The sequence below is a fragment of the Pseudomonas sp. GW456-L13 genome, from assembly GCF_017350115.1.
In the GTDB taxonomy this organism is placed as follows: Bacteria; Pseudomonadota; Gammaproteobacteria; order Pseudomonadales; family Pseudomonadaceae; genus Aquipseudomonas; species Aquipseudomonas jessenii.
Map to the genome: position 1 here is coordinate 65,016 of NZ_JACNAS010000002.1, position 25,158 is coordinate 90,173.

The window sequence follows — 25,158 nt, forward strand, 5'->3', positions numbered from 1 at the left end:
TCAGTGCATCAGGATTTGCAGGCTGAACGGATAGCGGTAGGACGCTGGTCGCCCCTTCGCCGACAGCTTGTGGAAATCCACCCCGAAATTCCGTGCGCTGCCCAACGCCAGCAGTTGTTTGGCTTGCGCCCGGTTAATCAGTTGCAACAGCGGAAGTTGTCGGTCCCGACCGCCGTACTGGCTGATGTCGACCCCTTGGTCATAGTCATGCAGCTCAACCAGTGCCCAGCCACCCAAGGTGAAATGCCCGCCCAGCAACACGCTCAGGCGGTTGTCGAGCAGCGCTTGCAATGCTGCGGGTGAATTGTTGATGGCGCCGAACAATGCATCCTTGCCCGGAACACCGCCCGATTCGACATACGCCTGCATGACGCCAAACGCCATTTCGTCGTTGGCCGCCCACACCAGTGAAGTCTGCGGATAACGCTTGAACAACAGTTTGGCTTGCTCGTACGCGCGCTGACGTGTCCAGCCGCCGTACACCAACTGACGCAAACGCACTTGCGGGTGTTCGGCCAGCGCCCGACGCATGCCCTTCTCACGCAACTGCGCCGACGGCGTGACCTTCAAACCGGAAAAAGCCAGCAGGTCAATCATCTGGCCCGGGGCCACCGGGGGATGCAACCGAATCAACTCCTTGAGCATCAGGTAGCCGCCCTCCTCATCGTTGGGCACCAGGCTGCCGATCCAGTCGGGATATTTGTCGGGGCGGGCGCCGAGCAGTTTTACCTGATCCACAGTCAAGGCATTGTTGACCAGAAACAACTTCACCCCGCTGCCTTGCGCCAGGCGCAGCACTTCGGGGGCAACGGATTGTTCGTTGACGAACACAAGGTAGTCGGGACGATTGTGTCCCTGGAGGGCTTCGCGCGCCTGCTTGATGATGTTTTCAGGCACCCGGTCGGAATACTGGATCCGCAGGTCCAAGCCCAGATCCCTGGCGGCGGCCTGCATGAACTGCGAGTAACTGACCCAAAAAGCTTCCTTGGTGGTTCCCGGGTTAAGGAACAGCACTGACGCCGCTTGAGCGCACGGTCCCGCGACCATGCCCAGCGCCAGTAATACACCACTTAGAAACTTCAACATGTGTCGTCCGAGCCCCCGGAAATTCGCCGCGCATTATAGCCAGCGAACGTCCGTAAAACGGCGACTTTTCCGGTTTTTGTCAGACAATCGTCGGAACCGGGCCCGGACGGGGTCGCTTACTGATGACTGACCCAGAATACCGCGGTCCCCACGACCAGAATGATCAGGAACAAAATGGCCCATGCATCAACGGTGCTATCGCTTTTCCGTGCTTTGGTTGGGTTGCTCATTGCATCGCCTCTTGTCGGTTTTATCGGTGATTGCATAAAGACTCGAGCAGAGTAAAGACGACGATTGCCCGCATCACAAACAGGGTCTTTGTAACAGCGCCCCTCATTAGTCGATTTGGTTCTTTACATATGCTCAAACATCACTTTTACGCATAACTGCAAACTGGTATCGTGCCCCGGCTCCGTAGGGAGTGCGCGGCCGTGCGCGCAGAATTGCCGAGGTATTATCGGACGCCAGCAAGCCAAAAAACGCCGCTGTTTCCGACCGGCCCAAGCCTGAGAACAGGACTTATATGTACGTATACGACGAATACGATCAGCGGATCATCGAGGACCGCGTCAAGCAGTTCCGTGATCAGACCCGACGCTATCTGGCAGGCGAGCTGAGCGAAGAAGAATTCCGCCCCCTGCGCCTGCAAAATGGCCTTTATATCCAGCGTTTCGCGCCTATGCTGCGAGTCGCCGTGCCTTACGGCCAACTGACTTCGCGCCAGATGCGAATGATGGCCAGGATTGCCCGCGACTACGACAAGGGCTATGCCCACATCAGTACCCGGCAGAACGTGCAGTTCAACTGGCCGGCCGTGGAAGACATTCCGGACATTCTCGCTGAACTGGCCACCGTGCAGATGCACGCGATCCAGACCAGCGGCAACTGCCTGCGCAACGTCACCACCGACCAGTTTGCCGGTGTCGCCGCCGACGAACTGATCGACCCGCGCCCATGGTGCGAGATCGTCCGCCAGTGGACCACGTTCCACCCGGAATTCGCCTACCTGCCGCGCAAATTCAAGATTGCCGTCAACGGTTCGACTTCCGACCGTGCGGCCATCGAAGTCCACGACATCGGCCTTGAGCCGGTGCACAACGCAGCCGGCGAACTGGGCTTTCGCGTGCTTGTCGGCGGTGGCCTGGGTCGTACGCCGGTGGTGGGTGCATTCATCAATGAATTCCTGCCGTGGCAAGACCTGTTGAGCTACCTCGACGCCATCCTGCGGGTCTACAACCGCTATGGCCGTCGCGACAACAAATACAAGGCGCGGATCAAGATCCTGGTCAAAGCGCTGACGCCTGAAGTCTTTGCGCAGAAAGTCGATGCGGAAATGGAGCACCTGCGCGGTGGCCAGACCACGCTGACCGAAGCCGAAGTGCAGCGCGTCGCGACTCACTTCGTCGATCCGGACTACAAGGCGCTGGACAACCAGACCGCCGCCCTGGCCGAGCTCGACCAGCAGCACCCGGGCTTCGCCCGCTGGCGCGTGCGCAACACCCTGGCCCACAAGAAGCCGGGCTACGTGGCCGTGACCTTGTCCCTGAAACCAACCGGCGTTGCACCGGGCGACATCACCGACAAACAGCTCGACGCCGTGGCCGACCTGGCCGACCGCTACAGCTTCGGTCAACTGCGCACCTCCCACGAGCAGAACATCATCCTGGCCGACGTCGAGCAGGACAAGCTGTTCGCCCTGTGGGGCGAGTTGCGCGAGCAAGGTTTCGCCACGCCGAACATCGGCCTGCTGACCGACATCATCTGCTGCCCGGGCGGTGATTTCTGCTCCCTGGCCAACGCCAAGTCGATCCCGATCGCCGAATCGATCCAGCGCCGCTTCGACGACCTGGACTACCTGTTCGACATCGGCGAACTGGACCTGAACATCTCCGGTTGCATGAACGCCTGTGGTCACCACCACGTCGGCCACATCGGCATCCTGGGGGTGGACAAGAAAGGCGAAGAGTTCTATCAGGTTTCCCTCGGCGGCAGCGCCAGCCGTGACGCCAGCCTGGGCAAGATCCTCGGCCCGTCCTTTGCCCAGGAAGCCATGCCTGACGTGATCGAAAAGCTGATCGACGTGTACATCGAACAACGTACCGAAGACGAACGCTTCATCGACACCTATCAGCGTATTGGTATCGACCTCTTCAAGGAGCGTGTCTATGCAGCGAATCATTAAGAACAACGAGGTCGTCGACGAAACCTGGCACCTGCTGCCCAAGGACTTCAACATCGACGAGATCAGCAACTGCGACGACCTCATCGTGCCGTTGCAGCTGTGGCGCGAACATAGCCGCATGCTCCTGGCCCGCGATGGCGGCCTGGGCATCTGGCTGGACGCCGATGAAGAAGCCGAGGAAATCGGTGAAGACGTGGCGCAATTCCAGGTCATCGCCCTGAACTTCCCGGCATTCACCGATGGCCGCAACTACTCCAACGCCCGCCTGCTGCGTGACCGTTACGGTTTCAAGGGCGAATTGCGGGCCATTGGCGACGTGCTGCGTGACCAGTTGTTCTACATGCATCGCTGTGGTTTCGACGCGTTCGCCATTCGCGCCGACAAAGACCCGCACGAAGCCCTTGAAGGCCTCAAGGACTTCTCGGTGACCTACCAGGCCGCTGCCGACGAACCGCTGCCGCTGTTCCGTCGTCGCTGACCGTCACCCCTTGAACCCCGACCCGGGGTTCAAGGGGTTTTACCCTTCGCGCTAAAACACCGGATTATCCACCAGCGGAATCGGACGCCCCATGGCGACCCAGTCGCAGTACAGCCGGACTCGATCTTCCAGCACCACGAACAGCCTGAACGGATTGTCCGCATCGGCCGTCCGCGTTTCGACACAGTGCAGCAACCAGCCCCACAACTCTTCTGACGCATCCGCTTCGTGGAGCAAGCGCCACACACGCGCCTGCAGCGACCAATAACCGACCCGGAAATCCGCCGTCAGACTCAATCCATCCATGACCCGGAGCAACGCACTGCCCGATGGTTTGACAGCCAATCGTTGCCAGATCTGTTGCCGCGCCTCGCGCACGCTTTCATCACCCTCCTCCAGCCAGGGCGTCGCACTGCCGTAATCGGCACCCGGCTCACTCAACCACAAATTGATACCGGTGCGCTCACGATGACTCACCAGGCGCAACAACGTGTCTTCATCCGTCAGCGGATTGCCCCACAGTTTCACCCGGTCCCGGGACACCGCCTGACTCAGTATCGAGTAGGGAACCCGACCGATCCGGTTGCCTCGCAAGTCGAGCGAGGTGAAGTACGGCTGATCGGCGATGCCTATCGGACAATGGCTGATTCCGGTGTTTCTCAGGTTCAACACACGCAGCTCATTCATCCCCAATACCACGGGCGGTACAGTCAACGGGTTGTCACTCAGATCCAGCATTTGCAAGCTCACCAGCTCACGAAACTGCGAAGCCGTGCGCTCCTGAAGCTGCAAAAAGGTGGAACTCAGGTTGAGCGTAGTGAGGTGGGTCATTTGCCGAATCGGTGGAGGCAACACACCTTCCAGCACGCCGTCTGCGTTGAGCCGCCGCAGGTCGACACGTTCCAGGTTCAGGGAACGCAGGTTCGGAAAACTTTCGAGAAAGACGCTCAGGCTCTCGCGCTCAACCAGGTGCAAGCCCCGCATCGATAGCTCGACGACCTCATTGAAGCGCACGTTCATCGTTGGCAACCTATGGTAGTCCTCGAAGCCCAGATCCAGCCTGTAACCAGAGAACGTCTCGCCGGACATGACTCTATTGATCTGGGGCGGGCATTTTTGCCAGATGCCCATCAGTTCGTCGCCCAATTCAATTCGCGTTTCACGCTCATAGCCAATCACGGTTTGCAGCAGTTCGACATTGTGTGCCGCCACCTGCTCAGGGCTCATGCCTGCGGCGTCATCATCGTCCACCGCAAGAAAATCCACGTCCATGTCATCGACATCCAGCACGGCCTGGTCGATCCACTGGCGCAGATCGGCATGCAACTGCTGCATCTCGAGAATCAGGCGATCCACCAGCGCTTGAGCGCCGTTACCCGCCATCAGGAGCAGCTCATCCGCCTGGGCATCGGTGAAATCCGGATACAGATTCTTGACCTGCAGTCGCATGATTTCATGGGTCAGCGCAGCGGCCTGTGGCGTATTCGGAAAGCCGCCACCGCGCAACCCCGTGGCTTCGAAGGACAACCGCGAATCCATTCGATTCAAGCCAAGTATCAGCTCGGAGCGGGGCAAGGCATGTGTGCCAATACGCAGGCGCAACTGGCTGGCCGCGTCTGGGGAGCGCAGCGACATCGCCGCGCGCTCCTCCCCTGACAATAGATCGACCAGTGCGGTAAACAGATCCGAACCCTCGCCGTCGGTAGCCGCCATCGTGGAATACCGATAGCGATCACCGGTCTTGATCAAGCGCCGGCAATCCGCCGAATCGGGCGGGCCGCAACGGTCCAGGACCCGGCCACTGATTGACCCGTCGTGCACTTCGATGCGTAAGTCTTTCGGCCAACCGGGCAGGCGTGGCAGGGAATGCAACGCCAGGACATCGGTTTCCGGATGGACGATCGAACGCAAGTACAGACCTTCATAAGCCCGGTTGAGTCGTGCATGTTGTTGATACTCCCGCGACTTGCTGTCCAGGCGCTTGAACAGTAGCAGCGCCTCGTCAGCATCGACGGGCCGATTGATGTCAACTCCCGAACGGTCGAGGATCTGCTCCACGGCGCTTTTCGGCAAACCTTGGTACTCACGCTGAAACAGGCGAACCCACTCTTTGTCCGAGTGCTGGAGCGCCTGATATCGGGCGTTGAACAATCCAGCCCGTGCTTGCGGGTCGGCGACGATTTCAAGTTCCTGATCGAGCTTGAAGCGTGTGATGGTGTCGGCAAGCAACGGCGTCGGCGGACGGCCAGCATGCATCAGGCGCAGCATATCGTCGTCGACCGTACTGACCCGGGCGATCTGCGCCAATACCTCATCACTGAAGGCAGCAAGGGGTGTGCAAACGCCACGCATCAGCTCCACACGTGTCGACACGGGCGCCGGAGCCGATCCGGGTGCGGGCTCGGCCGGCGTTTCGGGATGCGGCTCGCTCCCGGATTCCCGCGGTTCGTGCAACGTTCCGGCGATTTTTTCTTCGCCCTTGAGTGCCGCCACCGCCCCAGCCAGCGGGAGTGCATTGAGCAAGCCGAACACCGTGCGCGTCACGCCCTCGGAGCGCTGCTCCGGTGTTTTACCGTTGACGGCCTGATCGAGGCCATAACCGGCGTCGATCAGGCCGGCCAGTACGAGGACGCCCTCACCTCCCGGAATGAACAGTGCCAATGGCCCCAGCCGGTTGATCCACTGCACGAGCGGTTCAACCACCGCGCTCAGGTTGTCGCGATTGACCTGGGCATCGTCGCGGATGGTTTTGACGCTGGCCATGGAGGCCTGCTTCATGGTCAGCACCAATTGCGCGAACGGGTCGGTGTCAGTCGGCGCACGCTCAAGGTCGATGTAGTCCTGCGGGTCCCAGAAACCGTCGTTGTTGAACAACCCTGCGTTCTTTTTCAGCCAGTGTTCCTTCGGGTAAACCGCCATGCCCTCTAACGCCGTCGACACCCCCGCATGGAAGGTACCGTCTTCACGATCGTCCTCGGCAAAATGCGCGACCAGCGCTTGCCGTGTGGCGGCAACCCTGCCCTGGTCCACGATCCATTGGCGCAGGTGCCGGAAGTCGGCGAATTCATGCAAGGGTGAGGAGTTGCCGGGAATGTTCAGCAAGACCCGGCCGCTGTGACGGTGGCGATAACACCAGATATCGTCCGATGTATAGCGATAGATCGTCAGCCGCCCGACCTCGATCGGCGCGCTGATGCGGGTGGGCGCCTGCACCTGGCCGATGGTCAACGCATTCCAGGTCTGCTGCGCTGGCAACCCGGCGGCCTGCATGGCCAAGACCAGGCCTTCCTGACTCAAACTGCCCTCCTGATGTTGCAGGCAGGCGCTCATGATAAAGGCGGCCTTGGCCGAGGTTCTCAGGTCGTAAGGCGCCGCCTGGACGATACGCTTATCGGAGGGCCAGGTGCGATCAAGGTAAGCCTGATAGCGGGTTTGCAAATCCAGCTCCCACACCCACTGTTTGAATGCTGCTGGCCTGAGGGCAATTTGCGTTGCCGGTCCATACACCTGGGGCGTGGTCTGGCGATAAATGCCTTCGTAGGTGTGGTGATTGCCATTGCCGTGATCGGCGAATTCATCGACATGCTCCACGATGCGAACGGACGGACCGACATCGGGCGGTGTGTACAAGCCAAATGCGCTTTCGGCAAAACGCCCGTCACCGACGGTCTGGTAGTTCGCCAGCAACGCCTGCACCAGGGTTTGCGTGTTTGCCACCTGGCCTTGCTCGATACCGTCCTGCGGTGGGTGCCCGCGATAGCGGTAATCCAGGGTGACCAACAGGGCCTTTTGCGGGTCGATGTCTTGCCCCCATTTTGCCTTGATCAACTGGGCACCGAACTGCTCGGGAGACTGCGGCAAAGCCGCGCCCACCACGGATTTCAGTGTTTCGCGCAGCGGCGCAAGATCGGGATGAAGCGGTGTCTGATGGTCATTCATATGCGTTCCATGGCAATTATTCCGGAACACCAACATAACCAACCGCCGCATTACCGAAAGCAGGAACGGTCGCCTGCTGCCTACAGAGATTTCGCCGGGCCGTGGAGGACATCAGGCAAGTATTCGCAGGCAAAAAAACCGGGGCTAATGCCCCGGCTGGATGTTTTGCAATATCTCCTGCCCCGTTACCAGAAGCGTTGTTGGGTCAAACGGCTCCACCAGCTCAGCAGCACACGATCGACCGAGCCGCTGGCGGCCATGCCAATGCGCTCTTGCAGGCTTTTGCGCTCGGCATAGTGCAGGTGATAAAGCTCGGACTGCCTGGCGCGTTCGGCGAGGTACTCGTCGCTGGTCTTGAGTTCGTCGACCAGGTGTTTTTCCAGCGCCGCCACGCCGAGCCAGATTTCGCCGGTGGCCACTTCATCGATCGCCAGTTGCGGGCGATAGCGCGACACGAAGTTCTTGAACAGTTGATGGGTGATGTCCAGGTCTTGCTGGAACTTCTCCCGGCCCTTCTCTGTGTTTTCGCCAAACACGGTCAGTGTGCGTTTGTACTCACCGGCGGTCAGCACTTCGAAGTCGATGTTGTGCTTTTTCAGCAAGCGGTTGATGTTGGGTAACTGCGCCACCACGCCAATCGAGCCGAGGATCGCGAAGGGTGCGCTGATGATCTTCTGGCCGATGCACGCCATCATGTAGCCACCGCTGGCCGCGACCTTGTCGATGCACACGGTCAAGGGCACGCCGGCCTCACGGATACGCGCCAGTTGCGAGGAGGCCAGGCCGTAGCTGTGAACCATGCCACCGCCGCTTTCCAGGCGCAGCACCACTTCGTCCTTCGGTGTGGCCAGGGTCAGCAAGGCAGTGATTTCGTGGCGCAGGCTTTCGGTGGCCGAAGCCTTGATATCGCCATTGAAATCGAGCACGAACACCCGGGGCTTGGCCTCGGGTTTTTTCTTCTGTTTCTTGTCGGTTTTAGCCTGGGTCTTGCGCAAGGCCTTGAGCTGATCCTTGTCGAGCAACGTCTGCTCCAGGCGTTCGCGCAGCCCTTTGTAGAAATCATTGAGTTTGCTGACCTGCAACTGGCCCGACGACTTGCGCCGCCCCTTGCTGCGCAAGGCCGCAAAACTGGCCAGGACCACCAGAATGGCGATCACCAGGGTCACGGTCTTGGCCAGAAAAATGGCGTACTCGGAAAAAAACTCCACAGGGACTCCTCAAACGATGCGCGGCTTGAACGCGCGCGGGACACCTCCAGCATACCCATGCGTCGACCTTGCTGCCAGCCGTGAAAGCTCTGGTAACAGGCCTGTAACAGGCATTTCAAACAAGCGTATGTTTTTTCATTGACAGCACACCGCCATCCTCATAACCTCGCCAAACCTTCAACGTACCGGGAAGACGCGGACGTGGGCAGTATCTATTTGATTCGACATGGCCAGGCCTCCTTCGGTGCAGACGACTACGACGTGCTGTCGCCGACCGGTATTCGTCAGGCTGAAATCCTGGGTCGGCACCTGGCCGAACTCGGGATCAGCTTCGACCGCTGCCTGGCGGGGGATCTGCGCCGCCAGCAGCACACGGCCAACAGCGCGCTGGAACAATTCGCCGCGGCAGGCCTGCCGGTGCCGGTGCTGGAAACCGACTCTGCCTTCAATGAGTTCGACGCCGATGCAGTGATCCGCGCGCTGTTGCCGGCCATGCTGCCGGACGAACCCGAGGCCCTGGACATCCTGCGCAACGCCGCGCAAAACCGTGGTGAGTTCCAGCGTATCTTCGCCCTGATCATCGAGCGCTGGTTGGCCGGCACCTACGACACACCGGGCCTGGAGAGCTGGCTGGGGTTTGTCGAACGGGTGAGGGCCGGTCTGCATCGCATTCTCGACCAGGCCGACAACACCCAGAAAATCGCCGTGTTCACGTCCGGCGGCACCATCACCGCCCTGCTCCACCTGATTACGCAAATGCCTGCCCGGCAGGCCTTTGAATTGAACTGGCAAATCGTCAACACCTCGCTCAACCAGCTTAAGTTTCGTGGTCGCGAGGTGTCCCTGGCTTCCTTCAACAGTCATGCGCACCTGCAACTGTTGAAGGCCCCGGAACTCATCACGTTTCGCTGAGTCCGGATTATTGTGACCCTGGCTGTAATCACCCAGCTCTTATTACCCAAGAAAGGATCGAACCATGACCTCCGTAGCTGATGCCGTACAAGCAATGAAAGCCAAGTTCAACCCAGCCGCTGCCGCCGGTCTGGACCTGGTCTTCGGTTTCCGCATCGACGACACCAAAAACTTCTCGCTGATCGTCAAGGACAGCACCTGCGAACTGCAGGAAGGCGAGAACCCGGACGCCCAGGTGACCCTGGTGATGGACGGCGAAACCCTGCAAGGCATCGTCGACGGTTCGACTGACGGCATGCAAGCGTTCATGGGCGGCAAACTGCGCGCTGAAGGCGACATGATGCTGGCGATGAAACTGTCCGAGCTGTTCCCGTCGTAAGCACCTGGTTCCCGAACTTCGGGAGCGTGCCTGCTGCAAACGAATCCCGCCCTTAGTGGCGGGATTCGTCGTTTTTGCTGGTCCTGTGGCGAGGGGGCTCGCCCCCCGTTCGACTGCGAAGCAGTTGCACAACCAGAGATTTCGACTTGTCGGAAGGACGTCAAGGGCCGCTTCGCGCCCCAACGGGGGCAAGCCCCCTCGCCACAGGTCAGGTGGTGCTCTTACAATGCGGGCACTTACACCACCGGCCACCCCATGGACATCGACCTCGCCCGCACCTTCCTCGAAATCGTTCGCCATGGCAGCCTGGCCGCGGCTGCCGAGAAGCTCCATGTCACCCAGACCGCGATCACCGCACGGGTGCAAAAACTCGAGAGCCAACTGGGCAGCACCCTGTTCGTGCGCAATCGTGCCGGCGCCCGCCTGACGCCCAATGGCGAAGCGTTCGTGGTGTACGCCAATCAGCTGGTGCAAACCTGGGAAGCCGCGCGGCGTGATTTGCCGTTGCCCGAAGGTTATCGCGATGTGCTGCACATCGGTGGCGAGGTGAGTCTGTGCAACCCGTTGATGCTCGGCTGGGCCGGTGAAATTCGCAAGAACATCCCCAGCCATGCCCTGCGCATGGAAATCCGCGACGGCGAAAACCTGCTGCGCCAACTGGAGTTAGGCGTTCTGGATGCCGCGCTGGTGTATCAGCCCGAATACTGGCCGCGCCTGCAGGTCGAGCAGATTCTCGAAGAAAAACTGATTCTCGTGCGCCTGGCCGACAAGCCCGATCCTTATGTGTACATCGATTGGGGCGCTGATTTCCGACGCCAGCACGACGCCGCGCTGCCGGAGAAGGCCAAGGCTGCGCTGAGTTTCAATCTGGGCCCGCTGGGCTTGCAGTATCTTCTCGAAAACGGCGGCAGTGGCTACTTCCGCACCCGCGTCGTGCAGAGTTATCTGCAAAGCGGCGCCCTGGAACGGGTGCCCAAGGCGCCGGAATTCAACTATCCGACCTATCTGGTCTACTCGCGCGATCGTGACTCGCCGACGCTGCAACGCGCCTTCGACCTGCTGCGCAAAGTCATCGACTCCGACGAAGACTGGTCGCAGCGATGGGATCCGCTGACCTGAGACCGGTTTGCACCGGATCATGGCCGTTGTGTCCTTAAGGTTCGGTCCGTCAAATCACCGGGATCGGCTAATCTGAAAGAGATAACAAAAACGACAGGTGATTGCAGTGAGGCAGACCACCGAAGGATTCCGCGGCCGTTACCGCGCCGACATTCATCCGCTCTACAACCCCTGGCTGCATGGCGCGTTTGTCCTGGTGTTCGGGGCACTGGCAATCAGCGTCTTCTGGAGCAACGTACATCAGGTGCGGCCAGCGGAATGGCTGGCGGTGCCCGTCACGCTGCTGCTGTTCAACCTCGGTGTGTACATGGTGCATCGCCACCTGGGGCATCATAAAAAGAGCTTCGCCCGGCTGTTTTACGCCCGTCACGCAGGCGACCACCACAGCTTCTTCACCCCCGGCCACATGACCTACGACAGCGCCCGCGACTGGCGGGTGATTCTGTTTCCGGCGTGGCTGATCGTGCTGCACACCCTCGCCGTCGCCCTGCCCCTCTGGTGGCTGCTCAAGCACATCAATACCAACGTCGCCGGATTGGTCGGCGGCCTTCTTGTCCTCGGCTACCTGACTTATGAAGTGTTTCATGCCTGCGAGCATCTGCCGTCGCGCAACCCGCTCACACGGCTGCCGTGGATCCGCCAGATGCGCCGCCTGCACGAACTGCACCACCGCCGTGAACTGATGCAGGCGCGTAATTTCAACATCGTTTTCCCGCTGATGGACTACCTGTTCGGCACCCTCTATTGGGAGCCTGAACCTGAACCGCTCAACCCGACGAGCCCCCCCATGACCCGCATGCAGCATCAGGTTGTCATTGCCGGAAACCCGATCCAGGTACTTGCCTACGCCAGCACCGTGACCCTTTGGCCGCAATGGCATCCGTCGTCGCTGCGCATCGACGGGCCAAAAGGCCCGCTGCATGCCGGCGCACGTTTCGAGGAAGACATCCATGCCGGCGGGCGCGACGGGCACTTGCGCTGGGAGGTGGCGGAGTACCTGCCCGGGCGGCGCTGGAGCGCCGAGGCCCGGGGTGACCACGGCCTGTCGCTGGTGGTGACCTATGAATGCGATGCCACAGGCGAAGACACACGTTTCGTCCGTACCCTGGAATATCAATTCAGCGGCCTGGCAATGCGCATTGCCAACCGCTTGTTGCTCAAGCGGCGCATCGACCGGGAATCGGCGGCGTCGATGCTGGCATTGCGCGACATGGCACAGAAGTATCTGGCCGCGACAGGAGTCGGCGTGTGAGCAGAACCTTCAAATGTCTGTTGCTGGTCATCGTCGTCATCGGCGCCTTCCTGCTGCTGATGCCCACCAAGGTGCGGCCGGTGGCCTGGACACCACAAGCCGCGCCGTCCCTCACCAGCGGAATCTACGCCGACAATCAGCGGCTCAAGGAGGTGGAACGCGTCGGCGCCGCCAATATCGACGGGCCGGAAGCCTTGTTACTGGAAAACGACACGCTCATCACCGGCCTGCACGACGGGCGCCTGATCCGTACGAGCCTGGACGGCAAGACCACCAGTATCCTGACCGATACCGGTGGCCGGCCACTGGGCCTGGCCCGGCATCCCAATGGCCTGCTGGTGATCGCCGATGCCGTCAAAGGCTTGTTGTCCCTCGACGCCCAGGGACGCCTGGTGGCCTTGACCACAGAGGCCGACGGCGTTCCCTTCGGTTTTACCGACGACGTGGCCATCGACAAACCCGGTCACTACGCTTATTTCAGCGATGCTTCGAGCCGCTTCGGCTATGGCCACGACGGTGAGGCCGTGATCGAACACGGCGGCGACGGTCGACTGCTGCGCTACGACTTCCAGACCGGCAAAACCTCGGTTGTGCTGGATAAGCTGGAGTTTGCCAACGGCGTGACCCTGGGGCCGGACGATGCCTATGTACTGGTCAATGAAACCGGCGCCTACCGCATCACTCGTTATTGGCTCAGCGGTCCGAAGGCCGGCACCCACGACCTGTTTATCGACAACCTGCCAGGGCTGCCGGACAACCTGTCGTTCAATGGCCACGACCGGTTCTGGGTGGCGCTGTATGCCCCCCGAAACTCCTTGCTCGACGCCACGGCGGCGCATCCGTTCGTGCGCAAGATGATCGTGCGGGCCATGACCGTCTTGCCCAAGCCCGTGGAAAAACACGGATTTGCCCTGGGCCTGGACCTTGATGGCAAAGTGATCGCCAACCTGCAGGACGGCAGCAGCGACAATTACTCCCCCATCACTACCGTGCGCGAGTATGGGGACTGGTTGTATTTCGGTTCGCTGAAAGCCCGGAACATGGTGCGATTGCCGCTAAGTAAGGCATTGCAATGAACAGTCCCCTTCCTGAACTCACCGAAGCCCCCCTGTAGGAGCGAGCCTGCTCGCGATGGACTCAAATGCACTGCGTTTAGTCAGTAAACATACGGCATCGTTAACGACCATCGCGAGCAAGCTCGCTCCTACAGAGGGCGGTGTTCATTCTGGATCGATGTCGACACCCTCATCATCCGGCCACTCATCGATGCCCGGCTCTTCCTCGGGATTGACTGTGGTGTGTTCGGGGCTCAGGGGTTCGGGATGAGTGGGGATCGGGTCGTAGCCACCCTGTTGTTCGCTGGGGTATTTGGGCTGGGTCATGAGGCACCTCGTTGAGAGCCATAACAGCGGTCTCTGAACATTCGAGGTGCCGGTTGTGATGCCGTTCCAACTTTCCCGCCACCGGTCGTCGGTGGCAGCTCGCTGGGTCAGGACGACGAGCCAAGTTGCTTGACGATCTTGTCCTTGACCAGCAGACGTGCCTCCTTGAGCTTCCTTACGGTGTCATCGTTGGACTTGGCCTCCTCTGCTTTCACCACTTCGGCATCCGCCTGGGAATACTTGTTAAGCAGTGAATCCAGTAACGGATCCTTGGTGCGTTTCTGCTGGACTTCTTCCTTTGAGCGTTTCAGATCCTGATAAAGGTCATGGGGCACCGGCATGGAACACCTCCGTTTGTTGATCGGCAGCGAAACGCGATCAATTGCGTTCACCAACTATCAGAATGGCCTCGGTTAGCCCGTTCTGTCGACCACCTGTCAGACCAGCGGTGTCCGTTCGTCGTCCGGTCGCCAATGCGATAAAACCTTGCCTGCACCGGCGCCTCCACGGGTTGACGATCACTCGGTCACCTTTGAAAACCTGCGTGGAGAATCACCTGTTTTTGTCAGCCGTTAAGCACCGTGCGCACCATCTGCGTCAGTGCCTCGGGGTTGTAGGGTTTGCTCAGCAGGTGGGTGTCGGGGCTGAGCTGGTGATTGCGCGAGATGATGTCGCGGGTATGCCCCGAGGTGAACAACACAGCCACCGGTGGCTCCTGCACTTTCGCCCAGGCCGCCAGGTCCGAACTCTTGATCAGGCCGGGCATGACCACATCGGTGAAAATCAGGTCCACCGCCAGCCCTTCCAGCAACATTTGCATGGCGACGTCACCGTTGGTGGCCGTGAGGACCTGATAGCCCTCCTCGCGCAACAACTCCACCGCCGATACCCTCACAGCCTCATTGTCCTCGACCACCAGGATGCGTTCGTGCCCGCCCCGTTGCGGCACATCAGGGCCCGGCGTTTCGCTGGGTGCCGCGCGCAAGGTGCGGGGGAAGTACAGCTGCACCCGGGTCCCCCGCCCCACGTCGCTGGCGATTTCGATATGACCGCCACTCTGCTTGACGAAGCCAAACACCATACTCAAGCCCAAGCCGGTGCCCTGCCCGTCGGCCTTGGTGGTGAAGAACGGCTCGAACGCCTGGGCCAGCACCTGCGGCGGCATGCCGACGCCGGTATCCGTCACGGACACCCGTACATAGTCCCCGGGGGCAATGCCCTTTGCGGCGCAAAATTTGCGATCGAGGACGATGTTTTCCGCGCACAGGTCAATCCTGCCCTCGCCTTGAAGGGCGTCACGGGCATTGATCGCCAGATTGAGAATGGCGTTTTCCAGTTGGTTGCGATCGACAAACACATTCCAGGAATCTTCGGGTGCCGTCATGTGAACCTGAAGGGTTTCACCCAGGGCACGCAGCAACAGCTCCGCCAGGCCATCGAAAATCTGCCGCAAGGTGAAGACCGCGGGTGACAACGGTTGGCGGCGGGCGAATGCCAGCAATTGCGAAGACAGCTTGGCACCGCGCTCGACAGCGGCAATCGACGCCGAGACCCGGCGCTGCACATTGGCGTTACCCGGCTCATGACGCGCGAGCAAGTGCAGGTTGCCGGCGATCACTTGCAACAGGTTGTTGAAGTCATGGGCCACACCACCGGTGAGACCGCCGATGGCTTCGAGCTTCTGTGACTGGCGCAGTTGTTCTTCCGCCGCCAGCCGCGCCTCGACCTCATCGGCCACCCGCTGTTCCAGGTTGCGGGTGAACTTGAGCAGGGACTCTTCGGCGGTCTTGCGTTCGTGGATGTCGATCAGCACGCCGGGGAAACGAAACGCCTCGCCCTGCTCATTGAACTCGCAACAACCACTGGCGAGTACCCAGAGGTAGCTGCCATCCGGGCGCCGGATCCGGTATTCGACGTTGTAGGGCTCGCCCGTCTCCACCGACAGTCTGACTCGTTCCTGAACCCAACTGCGGTCATCCGGATGGATCCGGCTTTCAGCGATTTCCTGAGACAGGTTTTGCAGGTCTTGCCCGGGTGGATAAGAGAACGCGCGAGCGAAGCGCTCGTCACCCGACAGCACGTTGGCCTTGATGTCCCAGACAAAGGAACCGAGCAAGGCGCCGGCGTTCAGCGCCAGGCGTACCCGTTCGTTGTCGGCGCGGTAGGCGTCTTCAGCCGCCTGTCGCCGGTGTTCGGAGATCACCCGATCGGTGGTTTCCACCACCATGGCCATGACCCCGGCCGGGCGCCCGTCATCGTCGGCCACCGGGCTGTAGTAGAGGTCCATCCAGACATCTTCCGGAACCCCGTCACGCAGCAGCACCAGTTCTTTGTTGCGATAGGACAAGGTGCCGCCCGCCAGGCAGGTGTCGACCACGTGGCGATTGAATTCGGCAACTTCCGGCCAACCCAGTTCCACGGCAGAGCCGAGCAGATACGGATGACGCCCACCGGCAAACTTGGAATAAGCGTCGTTATAGATCATGTACCCGGACTGGCCCCAGAGCATCACCATCGGCAGTGGGGACGCGAGCATCAACTGCACCGCGCTGCTCAGGCTCCTGGACCATGAATCGAGCGGGCCAAGTTCGGTCCGGCTCCAGTCGAACGCACGAATGCGCCCGGCCATTTCGCCGTTCCACCCGGAGCACCCGTGGCTTTCCTCTAGAAACTGCATCGGCTGGCTCTATCCCGGTAAGTTGCACCCGTTTGTTTCGAGCATCCTGCACGCTATTCGTTTCATAGAGGTATAGCTGATTCTCGCGGGCCACTGGAGATCCCTTGTGGGAGCGGGCTTGCTCGCGAAGGCGGTGTGTCATTCAACATATTCGTCTGCTGATACACCGCTTTCGCGAGCAAGCCCGCTCCCACAATTTGGTCCTCGGTAACCGAGAGTCCGTGCACTACACCTCGATCAAGTGCTTTAGCGGGTTGTAACTGCTTTTCAGGGTGGCCGCGACATCCAGAATGGCCTTCTCGATGCCATTCAAATGCATGCAGGTCAGTTCGATGGCCGCACTCTGGTTGCCTGCTTCGATGTATTCGATCAGCCGCAGGTGTTCGTCGTCGCGACAGGCTTCGTGGCTGTCGTCATCCAGAGCGGCGGCATACAGCGACGCCCGGGAAATCAGCTTCTGGAACCAGTCCAGCAGTACCGGGTTGTTCAGGCTGCGGGCCAGTTTGATGTGGAACTCGCCAAGCAGGTGAATCAGCCGTTCATGATCACCGCTCTGATGCGCTTCATCTTCCAGCAGCAAGTGATCGCGCAGGTCCTGGGTCACCGCCGTATCACGCCGACGGCACAGTTCGCTGACGATGCCGATCTCGACCAGGCGACGGGTTTCGAACAGCGAACGGATCTCTTCGTCACTGGGCAGCGACACCGACGCACCTTTATTGGGCTCGGTGGTGACCAGTCCGTCGGCCTCCAATTGCTTGAGCGCGGCCCGGACAGACGTGCGGCTGACATTGAACAGCTCGGCCAAAGAGGCTTCGCCGAGCTTCATGCCCGGACGCAACGAACGCTTGCTGATCGCCTCGTAAACCCCTTGGTAGACGCGGTCGACCGTAGTTTCCAGTTTCTTTTCCGTCATTCATCAACTCCTTGCGCCCTGTGCAAACGACCCTGGCGAATGAACAGCCATTGAAAAAGGGGCTTGCACGGACAGATTAATCCGGGTATTTCTAAATTGCATCCAGATTTTGCATACAATAATTAGAGGAATGCACCATAATGGGTCATCCAACAGCAATCGAAGTGCGAAACGTCTCAAAGCGATATTCCGACGATCCGGGGCTGGCACCAGCCCTCGATAACGTCTCGGTGGACATTGCCGACAACGAATTCTTCACCCTGCTCGGCCCCTCCGGCTGCGGCAAAACCACCCTGCTGCGCACCATCGCCGGCTTCGAGCATGTCAGCGACGGTGAGATCCGCCTCGCGGGCGAGCCGGTCAACGATTTGCCGCCGTTCAAGCGTCGGGTCAACACGGTGTTCCAGAGTTACGCGCTGTTTCCGCACATGAGTGTTGCGCAGAATATCGCCTTCGGCCTCGAGATGCAGGGCCTTGATCGCAAACTGATTCCGCAGCGGGTCGATGAGATGCTCGCGCTGGTGCAAATGCAGCACCTGGCCAAGCGTAAACCGGCCGAGCTGTCCGGTGGCCAACAGCAACGGGTGGCTCTGGCCCGAGCCCTGGCGCCAAAGCCCAAAGTGCTGTTGCTCGACGAACCGCTGTCGGCCCTGGACCTCAAACTGCGCAAGGAAATGCAGGTCGAACTCAAGCGCGTGCAGAAAGAAGCCGGGATCACCTTCATTTTCGTCACCCACGATCAGGAGGAAGCGCTCACCCTGTCCGATCGCATCGCCGTGATGTCCGCCGGCAAGATCCTGCAAATCGGCTCGCCCAATGAAATCTACGAACGGCCGCAACACCAGTTCGTCGCGCAATTCATCGGCGACATAAACTTCCTTCCCGGCCATATCAAACGTGGCCAACAGAACGAAAAGCTCTTCGTGCCCAACGGCATGCCCGTGGAAATCCCCTGCCCGGCCCAGGGCTTTGACGGCAGCAAGGTGCAACTGGCGTTCCGCCCCGAGCGTTCGCAACTGGTCGAGCCGACCCAACCGCATCATCTGCGCGGTGTGATCGAGGCCGTGCTGTATGTCGGCACGGCCACGCTCTATCAATGCCGCCTGAACAACGACATCAAGGTCATGCTGCGCGAGAACAACGAAGGCCTGAACCACGGTCGGGTGGTGGGTGATCGCGTCGCGGTCAACCTGCCGCCCCACGCCTGCCTGTTGATGGAGGCCTGAGATGAGCGTCAGCAGCACTTCCCCAGCCCTCAACCGCGCACTGTTGCTCAGCCCGGTGGTCCTGACCCTGCTGGCCCTGATCGCCATTCCGCTGGGCATCATGGGCTACATCAGCCTGCTGCCGCGCAACGTCTATGGCGGCGTCGACTGGCAGGCCGACTGGCAATTGCAAAGCTACGTGCAACTGTTTTTCCAGGAAGGTTTCGACGGCGAACTGGAGCTGAACTGGGTCTACGCCCAGGCATTGCTGCGTTCGGTGTTCCAGGCCGGTGGCACCACGGTCCTGTGTTTCCTGTTCGGCTTCCCCGTGGCGTTGTGGATGTCGAGCCTGACACCCCGTCGACGCAACCTGATGGTGTTGCTGATCACCATCCCGTTCTGGACCAACCTGCTGATCCGCAACTACGCCTGGCTGATCATCCTGCGCGAGCACGGCTGGGTCGCCCAAAGCCTCAACGCGCTGTTCCCCCAAGCCGGTGGCATCACCCTGCTCTACAACGACTTCGCGGTCAGCGTCGGCCTGGTCTACAGCTTCCTGCCGTTCATGATCCTGCCAATCTACTCGACCCTGGAAAAACTCGACTGGCGTCTGGTGGAAGCCGCCTATGACCTGGGTGCCAATCGCTGGCACGCGTTGCGGCGGATCATCCTGCCACTGTCGATGCCGGGGGTGATCGCAGGTGCCTTGCTGGTGTTCGTGCCAAGCCTGGGCGCCTTCATTACCCCGGCGATCCTTGGCGGCGGCAAGACGCTGATGATCGGCAACCTGATCCAGCAGCAGTTCGGTACCGCGCGCAACTGGCCGCTGGGCAGTTCGCTGTCGTTCCTGTTGCTGGGGATCATGTTGCTGTCCCTGGTGCTCTACGCCCTCTATAGCCGCAATGCCGCCAAGACCCAACGCCCGGGAGCACAAGCATGATCGCCCTGCACCTGAAGAAACTGCCCCTGACCCGTGAAGTCAGCCTGTTGATGCTGGCCTACCTGTACCTGCCGATCTTTGTATTGATCGCCTACAGCTTCAACGCCAACCGCTCGGCGACGGTGTGGACCGAGTTCTCGTTCGACTGGTACGGGCGAATCCTGGCCAACCCGTCGATCCAGACCGCGGCGCTCAACTCGATCATCGTCGCCAGCATCGCTACGGTCTGCGCCACGGCGATTGCCCTGCTCGCGGCACTGGCGACCTACCGGCCGTTCTACGGACAGAAAATGGTCGAGGGCGGGATCAACCTGCCACTGATCCTGCCGGAGATCGTCACCGCCGTGGCCACCCTGCTGCTGTTCATGGCACTGGGGATCAAGCTCGGTCTGCTGACGGTGATCGTCGCGCACATCGGCTTCTGCATTCCCTTCGCCTACCTGCCGATCCGCGCGCGGCTCAATGACCTGGACAAGAGCCTGCTGGAAGCGGCGAACGACCTGTACGCCAACCCCTGGCAGGTGTTTCGCCGGGTGACCTTGCCGCTGCTGTGGCCGGCGGTGCTGTCCGGTTCGGTGCTGGCGTTCGTGGTCAGCCTCGACGATTTCATCATGACCTTCTTCGTCGCGGGTCCCGGCTCCACAACCCTGCCGGTGTACATCTTCTCGGCGATCAAGGCCGGCGTAACACCGGAGATCAACGCGATCTCGACCCTGATGCTGGTGATTTCCATCGTGCTGGTAGTGCTGGCCTTCTGGCTGGGACAGCGCGGCAAACAACAATAAGCCTGGAGACTTCTATATGAGCAAGAAAGTGAAAAGCATGCGTTTCGCCGTTGCCGGTCTGGCCTTGAGTTGCTTCACCGCGTTCACGGCGTTCAGCGCCCAGGCCGCCGAGCCCAAGGAACTGTTCTTCTACAACTGGACCGACTACTACCCGGTGGAACTATTGGCCAAGTTCGAAAAGGAGACCGGGATCAAGGTCACCATGGACGGCTACGACAGCAACGAAACCCTGTTGGCCAAGTTGCAGGCCGGCGGCGCGGCGTACGACGTGATCGTGCCGTCGCAATCGATCATGCGCACCCTGATCAACCAGGACCTGCTGCTGGAAATCGACGCCTCGGCCCTGCCCAACTTCCAGTACGTCAAACCGGCGTTCCGCGACCCGAGCTTCGACCCGGGCCGCAAGTTCTCGGCACCGTACCTGTGGGGCACCACCGGGTTCTCCTATGACAGCGCCCGGGTGCCCGGCGGCAAGCTCGACGACTCGTGGAAAGAGTTCTTCGAGCCGCGAAAGGAACTGCAAGGTCAGCTCGCCGCCCTCGACACCTCCAGCAGCGTGATCAACGCCGCCAGTCACTACCTGAATGTCGACGAGTGCAGCGAAAACCCGCAGGACGCCAAGCGCATCCTCGAACTGCTGCAAAAACAGAAACCCTTCCTGAAGATGTACAGCTCGGACAACACCGTCGACCGCATGGCCAGCGGTGAAGTGATCATGATGCAGAACTGGAACGGTTCTACAGCGCGGGCCACCCTGCAGAAGAGCACGATCAAATACGTGTATCCGAAGGAAGGCCTGGCGATGTTCCAGGACAACTTCGCCGTACCGAAAAGCGCACCGCACCCCGGCAACGCGAAGATCTTCATCGACTGGATGATGAAACCGGAGAACGCCGCCGCCGTGTCCAACGCCATCGCCTACGCCAACGGCATCCAGAGCGACAAGCTGATCGACGCCAAATGGCGGGTGATGGACGCCATCAACATGCCCGACGAATTCGCCGCGCGCCTGCGCCCGGAAAAGGAATGCAGCAACAAGGCGCGGGAGCTGCAGGACCGCATTTGGGCCAAGCTCAAGGGCTGATTGCCTTTCGACCGAGTCGCGCCCATCGCGAGCAAGCTCGCTCCCACAGGGATTTTGTGAACGTCAAAGATCTACTGTGGGAGCGAGCTTGCTCGCGATGAGGCCCGCCAAGACACCATTGAATTTGAGGTTTGCAATGAATCAACCCCGCTGGCTGCGCAACGTGCGCCCCTACGGCGCCACCGCCGAAGACCTGCTGATCGAAAACGGCCGCTTCAGCCAACGCCGCCCCGCTTCGAACGAAGCCCTGTCGACCACCGACATCGACGGCCAGAACCAGTTGCTCACCCCCGCCCTGGTGGAAAGCCACGTACACCTGGACAAAACCCTCTGGGGCCAGCCCTGGCGCCCCAACAGTGCCGGCCCGACCCTCAAGGACTACATCGCCAACGAACGGCGCATCCTGCGTGAAGTCACCACACCGATTGCGCAACGCGCCGGCGCCCTGCTGGAAAACTGCATCGCCCGCGGCTCGCTGACCATGCGTTGCCACGTCGACATCGACCCGGAATTCGGCCTGCGGCATGTCGAGGCCATGCAGCAACTGCGTCAAAACTACCGCGACCTGATCGACCTGCAACTGGTGGTGTTCCCGCAGACGGGTTTGATCAGCCGCCCCGGCACCGCCGAACTGATGCGCGAAGCCATGGCCCTGGGCGTGGAGAACGTCGGCGGGCTGGACCCGTGTGGTATCGATAACGACCCTGTCGCACAACTGGATTTCGTCTTCAAACTGGCCAGCGAATTCGACCGGGGCGTCGACATTCACCTGCATGACAAAGGTGAGCTGGGGCTGTGGCAGATCGCCCTGATTGCCGACTACACCGAGCGCTTCGGCCGCCAAGGCCGGGTGATGATCAGCCACGCGTACTGCCTGGGGATGTTGCCGTGGAGCCAGGTCAAACCGGTGGCCGAACGTCTGGCCACATTGGGCATTTCGCTGATGAGCTCGGCCCCGGCCGATTGCGCGGTGCCGCCGTTCCTGGCCCTGCGCGAAACCGGCGTGAATGTGTGCCTGGGCTCGGACGGTATTCGTGATGCCTGGTCGCCCATGGGCAACGGCGACATGCTGGAGCGGGCGATGTTTCTCGCGTTCCGCTTCGACTTGAACAAGGACGAAGAACTGGCGGCAGCGTTCGAGGCGGCGACCGTCAACGGCGCCCAGGCGCTGGGTTGCCAAGCCAATTGCCTGGAGATTGGCCAGCCGGCGGACTTCCTGTTGATGCCGGTACAAACACTGGGTGAGGCGGTGGTTTCGCGGCCGCTGCGCCAGGTCTATCGCGCGGGCCAGTTGATTGCCGCGGGTGGTCGCTTGCTGGAAAGCCGTTTGTGAAGCGCATCGGTTTGCGGGCCAGTTGCGTAGTCGGCTTCGACGGCACGCGGCATGTGTTGTGGCGCGATGGCGAAGTGGTGTTCGAAGGCGCACGCATCGAGTTTGTCGGTCGTGGTTATGCGGGGCCGGTGGATCAGTGGGTTGATTACGGCAATGCGCTGATCGGTCCCGGCTTCATCGATCTGGATGCCTTGGGCGATCTCGATTCCACGGTGCTGACCCTGGACAACGGCGACGAGCGCGACATGGGCCGGATGTGGTCGGCGCAGTATCTGGCGCGTGGATCGCGGGAAAGCTACAGCCCCGAAGAAGAAGTCTTCAAATACCGCTACGCCTTCACCCAACTGATCCGCAACGGCATCACCACGGCCATGCCGATCACCTCGATGTATTACCGCGAGTGGGCCGAGACCTACGACGAATTTGCGGCGGTGGCAGGTGTGGCCGCCGAACTGGGGTTACGCGCTTACCTCGGTCCCTGCTACATGAGCGGCATGAGTTACTGGCAGGCCGATGGAACCCTGGCGCACCACTGGGACAAAGCCCGGGGCATGGCCGGGCTCGACGCCGCCGAGCGGTTTTTCCGGGATTTCGACGGCGCGCACAACGGCCTGATTCGCGGTGCACTGCTGCCCGATCGCATCCAGACCTGCACCCCGGCGTTGCTGCAACGCACCGCCGCGCTGAGCCGGGAACTCAACGCACCGATGCGTTTGCACTGCTGCCAGGGCCTCGGTGAAGTGGCGATGGTCGAGCAACTGCACGGCACCTCGCCACTGGGCTGGTTGCAGCAACTTGGGCTTTTGGCCCCGCGCAGCCTGCTGCCCCACGGCATCTACACCCGAGGCGATGACGACCTGCAACGGGTGGTGGATGGTGGCGCAAGCCTGGTGCATTGCCCGGTGGTGTTTGCCCGGGACGGCGAGGCGCTGAATTCGTTTGGTCGCTATCGGGCCAAAGGCATCAACTTCGCCCTGGGCACCGACACCTGGCCCGCGGACTTGCTGGACAACATGCGCCAGGGCTTGAACATCGCTCGCCTTATGGAAGGCGGTAACGATCTGACCAGCACGCTGGACCTGTACAACGCCGCGACCCTCGGCGGTGCCAAGGCACTGGGCCGCGACGATCTCGGACGCCTGGCGCCCGGGGCCAAGGCCGACATCACCGTGTTCAACCTGCGCGGGATGCACCTGGGGCCGCTATTCGATCCACTGAAAAATCTTGTTCTGGCCGGTCGCGGTGACGACTGTATCGCCAGCTACATCGACGGCCGCTGCGTGATGCGGGACGGCCAGGTCGAGGGCCTCGACTACCCCGCCCTGCAACGCCAGGCCCAACGCCAATTCGAAAAATTGATGCGCAGCCACAGCGACCGGGCCTTTGGCCAACCGGACTGGAAAAGCCTGTTCCAGCCCGCCATCCCGTTCGCCGACGACTACAGCGCACAGGCGCCACTGAGCGCGATTGATCCACTTCTCTAGAGATTTCTGCCCATGCAAAGCTTCGACTTCAGCACATTGAGCCCACGGGACAAATACAAGATCCTGATCGGCAGCGTCGTGCCACGGCCGATAGCCCTGGTCACCACCGTCGACGGCGAAGGCCGGATCAACGCGGCACCGTTCAGCTTCTTCAATGCGCTTTCCGCCGATCCACCGATCCTCGCCCTGGGCGTGGAAAACTACGGCGACCAAAGCCCCAAGGACACCACTCGCAATATCCAGCTCAATCAGGAATTCACCGTAAACATCGTCAGCGATGCCCTGGTGGAAGCCATGAACGTCTGCGCCGTGCCCTTCGCCCCCGGCTTCGACGAACTGACCGCCGCCGGCCTCACCGCCATCCCCGGCACCACGGTCAAATGCCCGCGCATCGGCGAAGCTCCGGTGGCGCTGGAGTGCCGCCGGATGATGGCCCTGTCCATCGGCCAATCCCGGGAGATCATCTTTGGTGAAGTGCTGATGGCCCATGTGCGTGACGAACTGATCGATCCGAAAACCCTGTACATCGACCAGTTGGGGCTGGATGCGATCGGACGCATGGGCGGGCATGGCTATGCGCGCACGCGGGATTACTTCGACTTACCGACACGCTCGTTGCAGGCCTGGACGGATGCGCCGGGGGGTGGGGAACGGTTTTGGCCTGCCACCAAATAACCAGAGATTGCACAAAACCTGTAGGAGCGAGCTTGCTCGCGATGGTCGTCAACGATACCGCTGGTAACCTGACACCCCGCGGCGCTCTCAGGTTCATCGCGAGCAAGCTCGCTCCTACAGGG

21 protein-coding genes and 1 pseudogene are annotated in these 25,158 nt (G+C 60.8%); 15 read left to right on the plus strand and 7 right to left on the minus strand.

Annotated features, from left to right (window positions below; genetic code table 11):
• A complete protein-coding gene (locus tag J4D25_RS14405; RefSeq protein ID WP_057714381.1) occupies positions 1-1,086 on the minus strand; it encodes an ABC transporter substrate-binding protein in 1,086 nt (361 codons plus the stop codon).
• A 523-nt stretch (positions 1,087-1,609) separates the two neighbouring features.
• On the opposite strand from J4D25_RS14405, the gene J4D25_RS14410 reads away from it, so the two are divergent.
• Both J4D25_RS14410 and J4D25_RS14415 read left to right on the plus strand, forming a co-directional pair.
• The gene (locus tag J4D25_RS14410) at positions 1,610-3,268 is read left to right on the plus strand and encodes a nitrite/sulfite reductase (protein WP_057714379.1); all 1,659 of its coding nucleotides are present in this window, start codon (positions 1,610-1,612) and stop codon (positions 3,266-3,268) included.
• On the plus strand, positions 3,252-3,746 hold the full coding sequence (locus J4D25_RS14415; RefSeq protein ID WP_057714377.1) for a DUF934 domain-containing protein: 495 nt from the start codon (positions 3,252-3,254) through the stop codon (positions 3,744-3,746). Before J4D25_RS14410 ends, J4D25_RS14415 begins: the two co-directional genes overlap by 17 nt.
• Positions 3,747-3,797: 51 nt before the next feature.
• On the opposite strand, the gene J4D25_RS14420 is transcribed toward J4D25_RS14415, so the two are convergent.
• Complete coding sequence (locus J4D25_RS14420) at positions 3,798-7,685, minus strand: dermonecrotic toxin domain-containing protein (RefSeq protein ID WP_057714375.1); 3,888 nt, start codon at positions 7,683-7,685, stop codon at positions 3,798-3,800.
• A gap of 185 nt (positions 7,686-7,870) precedes the next feature.
• Positions 7,871-8,893 carry a protease SohB gene (sohB, locus tag J4D25_RS14425; RefSeq protein WP_057714373.1) on the minus strand — a complete coding sequence of 341 codons (1,023 nt, stop codon included), beginning with the start codon at positions 8,891-8,893 and terminating at the stop codon, positions 7,871-7,873.
• A 201-nt stretch (positions 8,894-9,094) separates the two neighbouring features.
• Between sohB and J4D25_RS14430 the strand changes: the two genes are divergently transcribed.
• The 5 genes from J4D25_RS14430 to J4D25_RS14450 all read left to right on the plus strand — a co-directional run bounded on the left by J4D25_RS14430 (position 9,095) and on the right by J4D25_RS14450 (position 13,631).
• Positions 9,095-9,805, plus strand: a complete 711-nt coding sequence (locus tag J4D25_RS14430; protein ID WP_057714371.1) for a histidine phosphatase family protein — start codon at positions 9,095-9,097, stop codon at positions 9,803-9,805.
• A 64-nt stretch (positions 9,806-9,869) separates the two neighbouring features.
• Positions 9,870-10,184 (plus strand): SCP2 sterol-binding domain-containing protein, encoded by a 315-nt coding sequence (locus J4D25_RS14435; protein ID WP_007946492.1) that lies wholly within the window; start codon positions 9,870-9,872, stop codon positions 10,182-10,184.
• Between the two features lie 255 nt (positions 10,185-10,439).
• Positions 10,440-11,303: a LysR family transcriptional regulator gene (locus J4D25_RS14440; RefSeq protein ID WP_057714369.1), complete on the plus strand. Its 864-nt coding sequence runs from the start codon at positions 10,440-10,442 to the stop codon at positions 11,301-11,303.
• Positions 11,304-11,409: 106 nt separating this feature from the next.
• Positions 11,410-12,555 carry an SRPBCC family protein gene (locus J4D25_RS14445; protein WP_057714367.1) on the plus strand — a complete coding sequence of 382 codons (1,146 nt, stop codon included), beginning with the start codon at positions 11,410-11,412 and terminating at the stop codon, positions 12,553-12,555.
• On the plus strand, positions 12,552-13,631 hold the full coding sequence (locus J4D25_RS14450; protein WP_057714365.1) for an SMP-30/gluconolactonase/LRE family protein: 1,080 nt from the start codon (positions 12,552-12,554) through the stop codon (positions 13,629-13,631). Before J4D25_RS14445 ends, J4D25_RS14450 begins: the two co-directional genes overlap by 4 nt.
• 144 nt (positions 13,632-13,775) lie before the next feature.
• On the opposite strand, the gene J4D25_RS14455 is transcribed toward J4D25_RS14450, so the two are convergent.
• The 4 genes from J4D25_RS14455 to J4D25_RS14470 all read right to left on the minus strand — a co-directional run bounded on the left by J4D25_RS14455 (position 13,776) and on the right by J4D25_RS14470 (position 17,530).
• Positions 13,776-13,937: a hypothetical protein gene (locus J4D25_RS14455; protein WP_173677945.1), complete on the minus strand. Its 162-nt coding sequence runs from the start codon at positions 13,935-13,937 to the stop codon at positions 13,776-13,778.
• Positions 13,938-14,044: 107 nt separating this feature from the next.
• Positions 14,045-14,278 carry a DUF465 domain-containing protein gene (locus J4D25_RS14460; protein WP_057714363.1) on the minus strand — a complete coding sequence of 78 codons (234 nt, stop codon included), beginning with the start codon at positions 14,276-14,278 and terminating at the stop codon, positions 14,045-14,047.
• A 224-nt stretch (positions 14,279-14,502) separates the two neighbouring features.
• Complete coding sequence (locus J4D25_RS14465) at positions 14,503-16,614, minus strand: PAS domain-containing sensor histidine kinase (RefSeq protein ID WP_079246740.1); 2,112 nt, start codon at positions 16,612-16,614, stop codon at positions 14,503-14,505.
• A gap of 226 nt (positions 16,615-16,840) precedes the next feature.
• Positions 16,841-17,530 carry a GntR family transcriptional regulator gene (locus tag J4D25_RS14470; RefSeq protein ID WP_007973313.1) on the minus strand — a complete coding sequence of 230 codons (690 nt, stop codon included), beginning with the start codon at positions 17,528-17,530 and terminating at the stop codon, positions 16,841-16,843.
• Positions 17,531-17,670: 140 nt separating this feature from the next.
• On the opposite strand from J4D25_RS14470, the gene J4D25_RS14475 reads away from it, so the two are divergent.
• The 8 genes and pseudogenes from J4D25_RS14475 to J4D25_RS27005 form a co-directional block, all read left to right on the plus strand.
• On the plus strand, positions 17,671-18,756 hold the full coding sequence (locus tag J4D25_RS14475) for an ABC transporter ATP-binding protein (RefSeq protein WP_057714359.1): 1,086 nt from the start codon (positions 17,671-17,673) through the stop codon (positions 18,754-18,756).
• A 1-nt stretch (position 18,757) separates the two neighbouring features.
• Positions 18,758-19,675: an ABC transporter permease gene (locus J4D25_RS14480; RefSeq protein WP_015094870.1), complete on the plus strand. Its 918-nt coding sequence runs from the start codon at positions 18,758-18,760 to the stop codon at positions 19,673-19,675.
• Positions 19,672-20,460 carry an ABC transporter permease gene (locus J4D25_RS14485; protein ID WP_057714357.1) on the plus strand — a complete coding sequence of 263 codons (789 nt, stop codon included), beginning with the start codon at positions 19,672-19,674 and terminating at the stop codon, positions 20,458-20,460. Before J4D25_RS14480 ends, J4D25_RS14485 begins: the two co-directional genes overlap by 4 nt.
• A gap of 16 nt (positions 20,461-20,476) precedes the next feature.
• A complete protein-coding gene (locus J4D25_RS14490; RefSeq protein WP_057714355.1) occupies positions 20,477-21,544 on the plus strand; it encodes an extracellular solute-binding protein in 1,068 nt (355 codons plus the stop codon).
• 136 nt (positions 21,545-21,680) lie between these two features.
• Positions 21,681-22,877: an amidohydrolase family protein gene (locus J4D25_RS14495; RefSeq protein ID WP_057714353.1), complete on the plus strand. Its 1,197-nt coding sequence runs from the start codon at positions 21,681-21,683 to the stop codon at positions 22,875-22,877.
• Positions 22,874-24,361, plus strand: a complete 1,488-nt coding sequence (locus J4D25_RS14500) for an amidohydrolase family protein (protein WP_057714351.1) — start codon at positions 22,874-22,876, stop codon at positions 24,359-24,361. Before J4D25_RS14495 ends, J4D25_RS14500 begins: the two co-directional genes overlap by 4 nt.
• Positions 24,362-24,373: 12 nt before the next feature.
• Positions 24,374-25,036 (plus strand): flavin reductase family protein, encoded by a 663-nt coding sequence (locus tag J4D25_RS14505; protein WP_057714349.1) that lies wholly within the window; start codon positions 24,374-24,376, stop codon positions 25,034-25,036.
• A 41-nt stretch (positions 25,037-25,077) separates the two neighbouring features.
• Positions 25,078-25,155 (plus strand): annotated as a pseudogene (locus J4D25_RS27005) (outer membrane lipoprotein carrier protein LolA); the annotation flags it as partial.
• Positions 25,156-25,158 lie beyond the last annotated feature (3 nt).